The 14,241-nt window shown below is 39.3% G+C and carries 8 protein-coding genes; 6 read left to right on the top strand and 2 right to left on the bottom strand.

The window, feature by feature from the left end; all coding sequences use genetic code 11:
* Nucleotides 1-57 precede the first annotated feature (57 nt).
* On the bottom strand, nucleotides 58-1,056 hold the full coding sequence (locus FL972_RS05470; RefSeq protein ID WP_144602881.1) for an IS110 family RNA-guided transposase: 999 nt from the start codon (nucleotides 1,054-1,056) through the stop codon (nucleotides 58-60).
* A gap of 392 nt (nucleotides 1,057-1,448) precedes the next feature.
* Between FL972_RS05470 and FL972_RS05465 the strand changes: the two genes are divergently transcribed.
* From FL972_RS05465 to FL972_RS05450, 4 genes are all read left to right on the top strand, one after another.
* The gene (locus FL972_RS05465) at nucleotides 1,449-4,892 is read left to right on the top strand and encodes a S8 family serine peptidase (RefSeq protein WP_144604072.1); all 3,444 of its coding nucleotides are present in this window, start codon (nucleotides 1,449-1,451) and stop codon (nucleotides 4,890-4,892) included.
* The gene (locus tag FL972_RS05460) at nucleotides 4,889-5,593 is read left to right on the top strand and encodes a hypothetical protein (RefSeq protein WP_144604071.1); all 705 of its coding nucleotides are present in this window, start codon (nucleotides 4,889-4,891) and stop codon (nucleotides 5,591-5,593) included. The genes FL972_RS05465 and FL972_RS05460 overlap by 4 nt, the downstream gene beginning before the upstream one ends.
* A gap of 735 nt (nucleotides 5,594-6,328) precedes the next feature.
* Nucleotides 6,329-9,307 (top strand): SusC/RagA family TonB-linked outer membrane protein, encoded by a 2,979-nt coding sequence (locus FL972_RS05455; protein WP_144604070.1) that lies wholly within the window; start codon nucleotides 6,329-6,331, stop codon nucleotides 9,305-9,307.
* Nucleotides 9,308-9,318: 11 nt separating this feature from the next.
* Nucleotides 9,319-10,674 (top strand): RagB/SusD family nutrient uptake outer membrane protein, encoded by a 1,356-nt coding sequence (locus FL972_RS05450; RefSeq protein WP_144604069.1) that lies wholly within the window; start codon nucleotides 9,319-9,321, stop codon nucleotides 10,672-10,674.
* Between the two features lie 206 nt (nucleotides 10,675-10,880).
* On the opposite strand, the gene FL972_RS05445 is transcribed toward FL972_RS05450, so the two are convergent.
* Nucleotides 10,881-12,419 carry an IS1182 family transposase gene (locus FL972_RS05445; protein ID WP_144604068.1) on the bottom strand — a complete coding sequence of 513 codons (1,539 nt, stop codon included), beginning with the start codon at nucleotides 12,417-12,419 and terminating at the stop codon, nucleotides 10,881-10,883.
* A 256-nt stretch (nucleotides 12,420-12,675) separates the two neighbouring features.
* Here FL972_RS05445 and FL972_RS05440 point away from each other — a divergent pair, with 256 nt between their 5' ends.
* Both FL972_RS05440 and FL972_RS05435 read left to right on the top strand, forming a co-directional pair.
* Nucleotides 12,676-13,170, top strand: coding sequence for a hypothetical protein (locus FL972_RS05440; RefSeq protein WP_144604067.1), 495 nt, complete (start codon nucleotides 12,676-12,678; stop codon nucleotides 13,168-13,170).
* A gap of 53 nt (nucleotides 13,171-13,223) precedes the next feature.
* Nucleotides 13,224-14,234, top strand: a complete 1,011-nt coding sequence (locus FL972_RS05435) for an IS30 family transposase (RefSeq protein ID WP_144602280.1) — start codon at nucleotides 13,224-13,226, stop codon at nucleotides 14,232-14,234.
* Nucleotides 14,235-14,241 lie beyond the last annotated feature (7 nt).

Raw genomic sequence — 14,241 nt, 5'->3', positions numbered from 1 at the left:
CGGAAGCTTCGCCTGCCAGTATTCTAAGGTTTAAGCAAGAAGATTTTCAGTTTTTTTTCATGCGGCATATTTTAATATGTCTACATAGCTGGAATTTCGGTTGACAACAGCAAAAGCCCTTGCAATAAGTTTATTTCTGATAATATTAAGTGTGCTCATTTTGCTTTTCCCTTCACCGGTTCTTCTCTTGTAATAGGTCTTCATCTCAGTGCTGTATTGGATGGCTGTGCCTGCACATAATGTCAGCAGTGTTTTAATTCTCTTATTCGCCAGCGGACTGGTTTTGGTTCTCCCTCGATAGGATGTACCTGACTGGTTGGGAAACGGTGCTGTTCCTGCATAACTGGCAAACTTTCTCCAGCTATCGAATAGGGTAAACCCTTCTGTTAAGACGATAAGTGCAACAGCTGTCTGTGGGCCTATGCCCTTGATAGAGTTAATCAGCTTATATTGGTTCATTAACAGTTCATCTTTGCGTAAAAGTTTGTCTATTTCTTTCTCTACGGTTTCGATCTGTTTATCTAAACAAGCGATTACTTCGGTATTGGATTTTTGATAGACTTTTAATTTGTTTTCTGAAACTACAGCTTCATATTCTTTGATACGGGTGATGTAAGCTGCTCTGTCTTTTACAAGTCGCTCTCTGTAATTAAACAGCTTTTTGAGATCCTGGATGACCTTTTTGGGAGGAACAGTGGGGATAATCTTCTCCTGCTTTTCATAAAGATATTCAGCTATGTCTTTAGAGTCTGCCTTGTCTGACTTACCTCTTCTTATTCCCAAGGATCGCTTTAATTCAAGTCCTGAGATGATATAAAATGGTAGGGAGTGCTTTTCAAGAAACAAAGCAAGTTCTGAAGAATAAATCCCAGTGGATTCAAATCCGAAAAGCAGTTCTTCTGCGAGTATTAACCCAGAGTTTTCCATTACCCATTCCACCAGCTCCTGGTAACCTTTCTCATTATTTTCAAAGACTGCGTGGCATTGGTTGATCTTCAGATAAGCATCAAGTGTAGATTTACTTACATCGACTCCAATAATTGATTTGAATTTCATAATTTAGACATTGAAGTTTAACAAATGAGAGTTGCGGAAACTAAAACCTTTAACAGGCCTAAAGCCTAAAATTCTAACTGGTTACTGGCAACTCAACTAAGAATGGGGACTGATACTGGCAAGAGGTCGCTAGCCTAGCCGTGGCGAAAGTTCACCCCATTCTTTTTCAATTTATTCAATATCTGAGTCACTTAATAATCGTAAAGATATTAGCTCTGATTTTCTCAAATAATTCTACTTTGCAAACCTAAAGGCCGTGGCTGGGTCTTCGGTCATCGGTCTTCTAATCAGTCAAGCAAAGAAAATAAGGCAACTGGCATGATTACGGATAATCAGAAAATTTATAAACCCAAGCAGTTGTATAACAGTTTGATGTTATAACGAGGCGCAATATGAGATTAGTAGTGATATTTGCTCTTTTGATGATGGGGAATTCCCTCTATGCACAAGAGTCTAGCAACAAGAAGGAGCTTTTACAAGAAGCTCGTAATCAGGTTAAATCTAACCTTCAAAAGCATTTAGACAAACTGAGCTTTTCTGGAAGTTTGTCCAGTAAGAACTATGAATTTTTGAACTCTGATGGCCATCTAAGTCTTGAAGGGGGATTTCAGTCTAAGGTTCAATTCATAGATGAATCTGGTTTCCCGGTTTTTTATGCCCCTTTTAATTTGAACGCCGCAAAAACTACTGGAGCTGATATGCTTCAGCCAGGTGGGAGTTTAGGTTTGAATCTAACAGGTAAAGGGTTGACTGTTGGGATTTTTGACCAAACACGCCCAAAGCCAGATCATGTTGAATTCGGCAATAGACTGACCCAAATTGATGGGTCTTCCGAGCAATTAAGTACCCACGCTACTCACGTATCTGGTACAGTGCTGGCCTCAGGAGTCAACCCACAGGCAAGAGGAATGGCCTATGAAGCTACAGGCTGGTCTTTTAATTGGGACGCTGATGTATCAAAAATGAATGCCAATGCCTATGATCCTGATACAAAACCTAACGGGATGTTGATTTCTAATCATTCATATGGAATTGTCTTGGGTTGGAGGTTTAGTGGTGGAAGCTGGACTTGGTTTGGTAATCCAAGCGTAGATCCTAATAAGGATTGGAGATTTGGATTCTATTCTACCAAAAGCCAGGCAATAGATGAATTGTTGTTTACCAAACCTTATTACAGTGTGGTTTGGTCCGCAGGAAATGACCGTAATGATGTAGGAGATGGGACGAGGGATCCGGATGGACCGGATGATACCATCGGTCCTGAAGGGGTTGCGAAAAATAATTTTACCATAGGTGCAGTAGAACAGGTTTTGAATTACACCGTTCCGGAAGATGTGAAAATGAGTAATTTTTCTTCTTGGGGCCCTGTGGATGATGGACGAATTAAACCTGATTTGGTAGCGATGGGGGTGAATGTTTTCAGTGCCTCCATCAGTAATGGCCAAGATAGCTATGCAAGTCAAAGTGGAACATCTATGGCGGCACCCAATGCGACAGGATCCATGTTTTTGTTGCAGCAGTTATACTCTAATAGAAATTCGGGGAGGTTTATGCTTTCTTCTGCCTTGAAAGCCTTGACTATTCATACAGCAAAAGAAGCAGGTCCTGCGCCAGGCCCAGATTATATGTATGGGTGGGGACTTTTAGACGTAAATGCGGCCGCAAAAATTATTTTGAATGAGGATGGAAGCTCATCCTTTATCAGAGAAGAAATTTTAGGAAACAAAGAAGTTCAGGAGTTTGAATTTGTATCTGATGGAGTAACTCCTATTCGGGCGACTATTGCTTGGACAGATCCCGCAGGAACACCTCAAGGAACAGCCAATAATCCGAGCAATCTGATGCTGGTTAATGACCTGGATTTGAGAATATTTGATGAGGATGGAAAAGAGTTCTTTCCTTGGACCTTGGATCCAACTCAAAGAGCAGGAGCAAGAGGGGATAGAACCAAAGATAATTTCCGTGACAACGTGGAGCAGGTATTTATAGAGTCTCCTCAAGCAAAAAAATACCGGGTGAGGGTTTCTCACAAGGGAGACTTAAAATTTGATATTCAGCAATATTCTATTGTTTTTACAGCGGGTGTGATTGATGGCTCTGATGAAACCCTGTATTGGATAGGAGGCACTTCAGGAGACTGGAATAATGGTGCAAATTGGTCTTCTTCTGTGGACGGCCCTGCAGTTGGTAGAGTCCCTAAGGCATCCACTAGAGTAGTTTTTGAAGGCACCAATTCCGGCAATACCACCGTTTCCTTGGACTCTAATGTGGACATTTTCAGTCTTAATTTCTTTGGGAATCAAATCGTAACACTAGACTTAAAAGGAAATCAAATTGATGCTTCCGGAGGTCTACGAATCAGTAATCAGATTACTACCATCAAAAATGGAGAAATTAACTTCTCTGCTGTCAACTCCAATCCAAAATTAGTTGAATTAAGTCAGGCTTCCTTTGAAAATGTTAAGATCAATTTCTTGGAAGGAAATTGGAAAGTTCTTTCAGGAGAATTATTGGATGATATAATTATCGATAATGCGAAAGTGGAATTTGATTATAGTCAGGTTCGGGTGAATTCCTTTACGATAGTCGGAACAGGAGAACTGAAAGGTAGCTTTGATACTTTCACTTTTAAGAAGGATTTCATTGTAGAAAATTCAGGAATCCTCAAATCTGGAGTTAATGCTGTTTTCTCAGGTACCGAAGGAGTATTCAATAATTTAGCCTCCCAAGCTGTAAAGTCTTTGTTTGTTAGCTCGGGGAAACTCACTGTGTTAAGTGAAGGTATAGAAGAACTGGGAGCATCAAGCGGTGAAATTATCTTGGATAAAGCTCAACTTACAGTTGGTAAATTAAAGCTTGGACCAGCATCTGTGATTAATTTGAGTGCAAGTTCTGAGCTTGTAATTACTGACAGTATTTCTTCTACAGCAACATTGACTCAAAAGGCTAGTATCAAGGCATCGGGTAAAGGAAAGGTAATTCACGATATCTATAGAAAATACTGCTTCGAGCACATCTCTGTTTCTAATGTGGATTTGTCAGGTGATGCAATTATTAATTTGGGTGTAGGAGCAGAGCTTACAAACTCCTCGGGATGGCTTCAGCAAAATTGTGGTGAGGTATTATTCGCGAACTTCAAATCAACTTTTCCTTGTGCCGGAGCAGCAGTCAATTTTGAAAATCTAAGTGAAGGTAATATTTCTACCTATTTATGGGATTTTGGCGGATTGGGAGAATCGAGTTTACTGAATCCGTTTTTCGTGTTTGATAATACAGGTGAATACCTAATCAAACTCACCGTTTCAAATGCGGAAGGCTCTACAACTTTCGAAAGAAGTATTCAAATAGGTGAAAATACCCTTCAAAAGCCTGTGATTGTAGTAAATGGAACAACGCTCACTTCACAAACACCTGGTAGCTCGTACCAGTGGTATTTGAACGGAGAAAAAATACCTGGAGCAACAAACCGATCATTGGAAGCTACAGGAGATGGATCCTATCAAGTGGCAATTTTCGGGGAGGCATGCAATAGAGTTTCTGACCCGGTAGTTATTTCCGCTATTCCAGACCAAGAAGTGGAGTTAAGCAGGTTTGGTATTTTCGTTGGCCCAATTCCATCAGAGGATCAGCTGAAAGTTACATTTACTAATAGCTATTCAGGACCAATTACCTTGTCAATATTGGATATGGCAGGTAGAGTCTTCAGAAGTATCGAAATAGGAAAAAACACAGAGTCCGTGCAGGTAGATATGAATCTTCCTGCTAACAACGGACTTTACATTCTAAGAATAAAAACCGACAATTTAACTTTACACAAAAAAGTAATTAAACAATGAAGAAGTTTTTCGTGGTAGTTGCACTACTCGTATCAAACCTGTCTTTTGGGCAGATTAGCAATGTGGATTTGAACGGCTCACCGGCCCGTCTTTCCACCTATTCAGAAATAGATGGCTCTCCTTATTTATTTGAAGATTGGGCAAGAGCAGACATTTCACTTTCCAATGCAGGATTGAAGGAAAATGTAGCTTATAAGTTCAATATTTATGAAAATGAGCTAGAGGTGATCAATGAGGCTGGAAATAAAATTTATTTGAATAAAGCCTACATTGAATATGCTATGTTGGAACGTCCTTCCATTATCATCGCCAATGGAGGTAATGAAGGGATGCTTACCAAGCTACTGTTTAAAAAAGGGTATGGAATGATTAGCGGAGTTAAGGATACCGATTTAGTCAATGTTATTGCAGAAGGAAAGAAATATACCTTGGTCAGAAAGTTTCAGACAGATTTGGTAACACCGCCTAAGAATAGCTATTCTCCAACTCCAGGAAGAATGTTTGTGTTTGAGCAGAATTTCTATCTGATTGATTCTCAGAATGAGGTAAATTCTGTTAGAAACAGAACAAATAATATCGTAAAGTCTTTAGCTGATGATGACCAGGCTGAGGCTAAACAAATTATCAAGGATAATAAGTTGGATTTAAGCAGAGAAGATCATATGGTGATCTTTTTTCAGAAGCTGAACCAAGAGGCCTAAAAATACTTTAAAAGGAATTCAAACCCGGACGCAAGTCCGGGTTTTTTTGTTAGTAGTTGATTTGGCTTTAAAAAACACAATACGTATTTGGGTAAATGCATTGAATTCCTGTTAGTCCAAATTGTAAAAATGGAAGTTTGATGAAATTATTTTTATTTCCATTCTGAGTCAAATTCTGATCCGATATTCTTTAATTACTTCAACTGTAACTGAGAAAAAGTTAATTAATTTTTTAGGGGTTTGGGTCAAAATAAAATTTTGGATAAATCTCATTTATTGAATTAATAATCTACCAGAGCTAGATTTAAGTCTATTTATATATTAGATATATATATAAATCGGTATAAACTTTTTATATAATATATAAATAAGGGCTCGTAAAATTGCTTCAAATAGTTCAATACATATAAATTAATTGTATTTTTTTTTAAAAAAAATTGAATTTTTCCTATGCTAATAATTTATAAAAAAAATACTGACTAGTATTTATTTTGTCCTAATTAATAGAAATGTTAAAAAAATTTAATTTGGATGTAAGTCAAAAAAAATAGTAAAAATTTAATTAAGTGTATTAAAAATAATAAAAACAGAATAAAATTCTGAAAAATTAAATTATATATCAATATTATTGTATTTTAAACTTAAATGAATTTTATACCTTTTGTATTATACTGCTTTGTTAATTGAATATTTCGGAATATTATTGATATTAAATTAAACCAAAAATATATCCTTATGAAAAAAGTTTTACTTTTCGTACTGATGGTCTTTTTAGGGCAAACCTTAGTTTTTGCTCAAGGCCGTACAGTATCGGGGACAGTCATGTCATCGGAAGATGGTCTCCCTGTTCCTGGAGCATCCGTACTAGTAAAAGGTACAACCACAGGTGTGGCAACTGATTTAGATGGTAAGTATACCATTTCAGTTCCAAGTACTGGCACTACCTTGGTTTTCAGCTTTGTTGGATTAATGTCCAAAGAAGTCCAAATTGGTAATCAGTCAATCATTAATGTAACGCTGGACCCTGATTTAAAATCTTTGTCAGAAGTTATAGTTGTTGGTTATGGTGAAATGACGAAGCGTGAGGTAACAGGAGCGATTGCTTCTGTTAGATCTGAAGATATTAAAAATCTACCTGTTGCCGGATTGGATCAATCTATCCAGGGCCGTGCGGCAGGCGTTTTGGTTAACTCTTCATCAGGGACTCCAGGAGGTGCGATAAGCATCAATGTGAGAGGAACTGCATCTATTTCGGCAAGTAATGAACCACTTTATGTGGTAGATGGAATGCCAATTTACAGTGGAAACACCTCAAGTTTAGGTAGAGGAGGGCAAACTACTAATGTTCTATCTCAAATCAATCCAAATGATATTGAGTCAATTGAGGTATTGAAAGATGCAGCCTCGGCTGCAATTTATGGTTCAAGAGGAGCTAATGGTGTGGTGCTGATTACTACAAAGAGAGGAAAAGCTGGAAAAGCCCAAGTTGATCTTTCCATGTATAGAGGAATTCAGGAGCCAACTAACCGAGTTGAAAACGTAACTGGGTCCCAATGGAGAGAACTAATGAATGAGTCTAGGACTAATGATGGAAGACCTGCTTTATTCACGGATGAGCAAGTCGCTGATGCTCCAAATGCAGATTGGTTTGGTCTTATTTTCCAGCAAGGAACGATAGAGGATTATAATGTTTCCATTAGAGGAGGCACAGAAAACACTAAATTCTTTGTTTCTGGTGGTGCATTTTATAATGAAGGGTTCTTAAAGTCATTCGACTTTAAAAGATACTCAACGAGTCTTGCATTAGATCATAAGTTCAGTGATAAAGTTGATATGAAGTCAAGCCTTCGCCTTGTAAACACAAGACAGAACTTGAACAATAATGATAATAACATTTTCGGGGTATTCAGTGCCGCAACATTAGGAAGACCTGATTTTGAGCCATTTTTGGAAGATGGAAGCTATAATCACGCTTTCAGTACTTTGATTGGTCACCCTTTGGCTTTGGCTCAAGAGGTTAAAAATGAACTAAATGAGTATAGGTTGCAACCAAATATTGCTGTTGGATATAAGTTTTTTAAGGGACTTCGCTTTGAGACCTCATTCAGGGCTGATGTAATTTATGGTCGTGAGGACAGATATAATCCAAACACTGTAAGAAGTGGATTCGCTACCAACGGTTCAGGTACACAGGCAAATAATCTATTTACTACCTATTTGAACGAGAATATTTTGTCCTACTCTCAAACATTTGGTGATGACCACTATTTTGATGCAATCTTGGGACAGTCTTATCAGAGATATATTTCTGAAACAGGCTTTGTAACAGGTATTAATTTTCCAGGTCCTGATTTCAAGTATATTACATCAGCTGCAGAAGTTAATTCAGGTTCTTCATTTAGAACTGAATACGCACTTTTATCCTATTTCGGTAGAGCAAACTATAGATGGAAGGATAAGCTTTTGGTTTCTGCAAGCTTAAGAACAGACGGATCATCTAGGTTCGGTGCTGAAAATAGATTTGGTGTATTCCCAGCAGGTTCTGTAGGGTATATTTTATCGGAAGAGTCTTTCTTAAAAGATTCTGAAACAATCAGTTTGTTGAAAGGTAGAGTGAGTTATGGTGTTACTGGTAACCAAGACGGTATCGGTAATTTCCAGGCTTTGAATCTTTATTCGGCAGGATCTAATTACTTGGCTTCCCCTGGATTCGCTCCATCACAATTGCCTAATGCTAGACTTAGCTGGGAAGAAAGTAGTACGTTGAACTTTGGATTGGACTTAGGTTTTTTAAGAGATAGATTCCAAGTTTCAGCTGAGTATTTTATTCAAAACACTACAAACCTTCTTTTGAATAAGCCAATTCCAAACACTTCTGGATTTACTTCAATTACAGAGAATATTGGATCTATGAGAAATAATGGTTTTGAATTGTCTCTTTCAGGAAATGTAATTAATAGAGGAGGATTTAATTGGGATTCTCAATTCAATATATCATTTATTAAAAATGAAGTGACCGCAATTGTAGACGAAGCTACTCCAATTAATTCATTGCAAAGTAGAGCTGCAGTTGGTCAACCACTAGGAGCGTTCTTTATGATCAAATCAAATGGAGTAGATCCTGAGACAGGAGATCTGATTTTTGTAGACTTGAATGAAGATGGGGCAATTACTCCAGATGACAGGCAGTACCTAGGAAAGCCAAATCCAGATTTCTTTGGAGGTCTAAATAATACCTTTACATATAAAGGGTTTGACTTGAATGTCTTCTTTCAATTCACTTATGGTTTTGACATAATCAATAGATCTGCCCAGTTTAATCAACATTTAGGATTCTCTGCTTGGGGTATGTCTGAATTAGCTCTTCAAAGATGGCAGCAGCCAGGAGATATTACGAATATCCCAAGAGCAACTTCACTTGATCCAAACAGAAATAACAGGGTAGATTCTGACCGTTGGCTGGAAGATGGTTCTTTTATTAGATTGAAAAACCTATCTCTTGGATATAACCTTCCAAATAGTGTCTTGCAAAGAATCGGAATGAGACAAGTGAGAATTTATGGAATGGCTCAAAACCTAATTACTTGGACGAAATATACAGGTTGGGATCCAGAATTGAACTCTAACCCAGGAGCCAATATTGCGAGAAACTATGATTTCTTGACTTTCCCTCAAGCAAAAACATTCACGTTAGGTATTAATGTTGGATTTTAAAGCAGCGAAAAATGAAAAATATAATAAAAAATAAAATGGTAGGTGTGCTTCTAGGAGCAACCATAATCGTAAGTTCCTGCTCTGAAGATTTATTAGATCTTGAGCCAGTTGATTCTCTTTCTTCCAACTCTGTATTTGTCAATCAGCAAGGCGCAAATGCTGCAGTATTAGGAATGTATAGTGGTCTAGCAGGTGGAAATAATCTAGGCTTCAGAATGAATGTAGTAGGTGATATTGCGTCAAATGATGTCTCACACACTGGATCATTCAATACCTGGAGAGACCTTGATTTAAAAAACTGGGATGCTGTCAATGGTGAAATCGGTTCTATCTGGGCATCTGCCTATAATAATATCAACCGTGCCAATAATATTATCCAAAATGTAGATGGAATCGACATGGCTCAGGCTCTAAAAGATCAATACAAAGGTGAAGCTTTATTTGTAAGAGCATTAAATCATTTCAACTTGACCAATTATTTTGGTGATGTTCCTTTGGTTTTGAGAGCTACCGCAGCTCCTATAGATGAAAGCTACTTTGTTTCCAGAGATCCAAAATCTACGGTATTGCAAAGAGTTCAGCAAGATCTGACAGAGGCAATTAGTTTACTTCCTGCTTCTTACAGCTCCAATAATAACACAAGACATAGAGCTACAAGAGGAGCTGCTCAAGCTTTATTGGCGAGACTGTACCTTTATACAGGAAACTATGCTGAAGCTGCAGCGGCAGCAAGTTCCGTAATTTCAAACACAACATATTCGTTGGTTTCATTTGAGAACATGGTTGCATCCAAAGGTACTCAAGAAGCGATTTTTGAATTATTCTTTGATGCAAACAACCAAAATCCAGTTACCTTTTGGTACGGGCGTGATAATGGTGGGAGATATGAATTTGGAGTAACTCCAAGTCTTTGGAATGCATATCAGCCAGGTGATTTGAGAAGAGCATCCTCCATTAGAGAAGAAGCTCCAGGAGTATTTGTAAACTTTAAGTACAGAGATAATACTACAGGTACTGATGGAGTTCATGTAATTCGTTTGGCAGAGATGTACTTAATCAGAGCTGAAGCTAGAGTTAGAACAGGGGACTTTGCAGGAGCTGCTGCCGACCTACAGGTTATCAGAAGAAGAGCCTTCAATGATCAAACCATCGTAGTCACCCTTCCGAATGATGTAGAACAGGCAATCGATATAATTCTTGCAGAAAGAAGATTGGAGTTTGCTTTTGAAGGACATAGATGGCATGACTTAGTAAGAACTGGAAGAGCGGTTACCGAATTTGAATTGCCAGCTTTTAGAACATTGTTGCCAATTCCTTTAAATGCTAGAGATGTAAACCCTAATTTAACTCAAAATCCGGGTTATTAATTTTAAATGATAATGGAGGCTGTCTCATAAATAGTTTTCACATTTAGAGATCTTCGATTTTGCTCAATAGAGGCCGATTTTTGATTTTCGGCCTCTATTTTTTTGACCCGGGTTCATTTGGGTTGGTTTTTTGGGTTATGGATGGATACTGTGCTCCACTGCTTTTGTCTTTGTTTTAGGATGAAAAAATGGACTTTGCAAGCTGTTCATCCCGCCTTTTTGGCCAGGTTGTGAGCAATGGCAAGGAGGCCTGTTTCAACGGCCACTTTTTCGGTACCCCGGAGCATAAAGCGGCTTCTGCCCTTGTTGTATTTAAAGTGTCCGAAAACCGGTTCAACATCTGTGGCCCGTTGCTTTCTTTTTTGGATACCCAAGTCAGAGGTTAGCCGTTCCTTTGCTTGAGCTTTCTGTTGCTGGAGTCTTGTGTTGACCTTGATGACTTTGTTTCCCTCCCCGGGATGGCAAGCTGTCGCAAGTGGACAGCCGGAACAGTTTTTAGCCTGATAGTGACTGTAGTGTTGAACGAATCCGGTTGATGTTTTACCGGTACTTTTCCCGCTCTTTTCCATGGGCTGTCCCATGGGGCAGATGTAGCGGTCGTTTTGCGGGTCGTAATGCAGGTTATCGAGTAGTCCGTAGACTTTCTTTGCTTTGGATTCCTGTTGGAGTTCTTTGTGGAAGTAGTTGTACTTGACGAAGGCTTCGATCTGGTTTTCCTCCAGGAAGCAGTAGTTTTCCTCACTGCCGTATCCTGCATCGGCTGTGCAATTTGAGGGATAGAAACCGTAGAGCTGACAGTATTTTTCCAGATGGGGCTTGAGGGTCAGCGTATCGGTAGGGTTGGGATGCAGGGAGTAGTTGACCACAAACTGTCCATGGGTACTGAGCTGAAGGTTGTAGGCGGGCTTGAGCTGTCCGTTTTTCATGTGGTCTTCCTTCATCCGCATGAAGGTGGCATCGGGATCGGTTTTGGAGTAGCTGTTCCGACCTGCCAGAATCTGCTCTTTTTGGGCATATTCTTCCAGCTTGGCCGGCCAGTTCTTTCTGGCGTAGTTTAGCTTCTGCTTCACCTTTTTGTCCACAGACTTCCCTTCCAGTGCTTGGTTGATCTTGTCCACGGTTTGAGACACTTTCTCCGGACTGGGGTTGATAAAGTCGGGTTCTTGGGCTCCCAGCTCCTGGGCGGCTACCGAACCTGCATATTCCCAGAGTTCCTGAAGCTGTTTGCTGATCCGCTCCTTGTTCTTTTTGATCGCCTTACCCCAGACAAACGTGTAACGGTTGGCATTAGCCTCTATCTTGGTACCGTCGGTATAGACCTCCTTGATATCCAGAAGACCTTCTTGATGAAGCAGCAGAACCACTTTGGAGAATATATCGCGGATGACCTGTTTGAGTCTCTCGGAGCGGAAGCGGTTGATCGTGTGGTGGTCCGGACGCTGCATCCCCGAAAGCCACATGTACACGATGTTTTCCCGGGTAGCCTTTTCCAGTTTACGGGAGGAAAAGCAGTTTTCCAGATAGCCGTAAACCAAAATCTTCAGCAGCATCCTGGGATGGTAGCTACTGGCACCGTTTTGCCAATAATAGGCATACACAGAGGAAAGATCGATCTGATCCATCACCGAATTAACGGTTCGGGCTGGATGATGGGCTGGAATTAATTCTTCCAAACTAGGAGGAAGAAGCATCAGCTGGTTGGGAGAATAGTCTTTAAAGACTATATTCGTGTCTTGTTTTTGCACACCTCAAAATACCTATTTTGAGTTAAACAAGAAAGGCTAGCCGAGAAATCAGCTAGCCTTTTAAACTATCTACTTTTGAGACAGCCTCTTTTTTTGCAAAAAAAAAACTAATATCATCTTTTACCGTGGAATATCGTAAACTGATTTTCAACGTAATCGATTACTCATGAAAACCTTTTTATTATTCATCGGCATTTTTATATCCAGTAAAGTATTCCCCCAAACAGCTATTGGGAATTCGGAAGGAAGACAAACCTTGATTGATACCAAAGATAACTTTGCTACTTATGTTGGAGTAAACCCTAAAAGTGAAGGTATAATAGGTTCTCCTTTTTTATTCGAGGAAATGAAAAATGCTACGGTTGTAATGCAAACAGGTAAAATTCATGAAAATATATTGGCCAATATTTATTTTGAAAAATCTGAATTGCTTGTTCAACTCAGACCCAATTATACTGTAGTACCTGAATTATCCGAAATTGAATCTATTACTTTTTTAGATAATAATATGGTTTTTAAACCCGCCTTTTTAGATGGTAAATGGGAATATGCTTACCAATTGATTCAGCTTCCTCAAAAACAAGTTTTGGCAACTTTTGAGAAAAGATTCCAAAAAGCAGATGTAGGAGGAGCCTACAATTATGGTTCTAAATTCGATCAGTTTAAAGAAATTTTATCATACTTTATAGTTCAAGATGGTGAAATCAAAAAAGCCCAGATTCAAGTAATAATTGCAACACTAATAGTTTAAGGAAGGAAGCCTAGGCTTCCTTCCTTAGGCTGAATAATTAAATTAGTGTTGACATGCAAAAATTCAATCAGCTCAGCCTAGAGCAAAGATATCAAATCGAGGTTTTAAACAAAGAGGGATTCAGTCAAACTGCAATAGCCTGTCGGGTCGGCGTACACAAAAGTACCATCAGTAGGGAACTGAAAAGAAACACTGGGAAACGGGGACGTAGTGCAGGAAATTACTCAGCACGCATAGCAATGAACCGGGCTCAAGAACGCCATAAATACAAACCCAAACACAGACGGTTTACCGAGGTAATGAAGGAGCAGAGCAGAATCTGGCTGGAAGATGAAAAACTGAGTCCGGAACTGATTGCCGCCAGGTGGAGAGTCAATGGCCAACCGGGAGTGTCCCATGAGACCCTCTACCAATGGATCTGGCTGGCAAAAAAAAGTAACCATTGGCAGTTCAGGAAGGATAGAGGATTATACAAACATCTCAGACACGGTAAAAGAAAACGTAAAAGAGGTAATTACAGGGATTCCAGAGGACTGATCAAAGAAAGAGTTTCCATTGAAAAAAGGCCTCCCGTAGTGGAGCAGAGGCAGCGGATCGGTGATATTGAAGTGGATCTGATGATGGGTAAAAACCATCAATCGGCACTTCTGGTACTGGTAGACCGGGCTACTTTAATCACCACGTTGGAAAAGTTAGAGGGTAAGAACGCCGATGTCATTGAACAGAAAATAACCAGAAGAATCGAACGGATTGGCGCCTCATTTTTTAAGTCAATCACGTTCGATAATGACAAAGCCTTCGCAAACCACCATCGAATCAGGGATAAATTCAACCTGCCAACCTTTTTTACAAGGCCCTATACGTCTCAGGATAAAGGAACGGTGGAAAACAGAATTGGATTGATCAGGGCTTTTTTACCCAAAGGAACAGACCTGAATCAGTACTCGGTGGAACAAATTCAATCCATAGAATTAAAAATCAATAACAGACCCGTTAGAAAGTTTGATTACCTTAGTCCATTACAAAAACTCAAACAAAAATTAGGTGTTGCATTTATGAATTGAACACGGC

It is taken from the genome of Algoriphagus algorifonticola, assembly GCF_007655305.1.
Classification (GTDB): domain Bacteria; phylum Bacteroidota; class Bacteroidia; order Cytophagales; family Cyclobacteriaceae; genus Algoriphagus; species Algoriphagus algorifonticola.
The sequence above is the reverse complement of the archived record's forward strand: the minus strand, read 5'-3'. Positions and strand labels throughout refer to the sequence as shown.

Bases quoted from the DNA above. Each gene is read 5' to 3' on its own strand.
- FL972_RS05470 (WP_144602881.1), bottom strand. From the start codon at position 1,056: ATGAAATTCAAATCAATTATTGGAGTCGATGTAAGTAAATCTACACTT.
- FL972_RS05455 (WP_144604070.1), top strand. From the start codon at position 6,329: ATGAAAAAAGTTTTACTTTTCGTACTGATGGTCTTTTTAGGGCAAACC.
- FL972_RS05465 (WP_144604072.1), top strand. From the start codon at position 1,449: ATGAGATTAGTAGTGATATTTGCTCTTTTGATGATGGGGAATTCCCTC.
- FL972_RS05460 (WP_144604071.1), top strand. From the start codon at position 4,889: ATGAAGAAGTTTTTCGTGGTAGTTGCACTACTCGTATCAAACCTGTCT.
- FL972_RS05450 (WP_144604069.1), top strand. From the start codon at position 9,319: ATGAAAAATATAATAAAAAATAAAATGGTAGGTGTGCTTCTAGGAGCA.
- FL972_RS05435 (WP_144602280.1), top strand. From the start codon at position 13,224: ATGCAAAAATTCAATCAGCTCAGCCTAGAGCAAAGATATCAAATCGAG.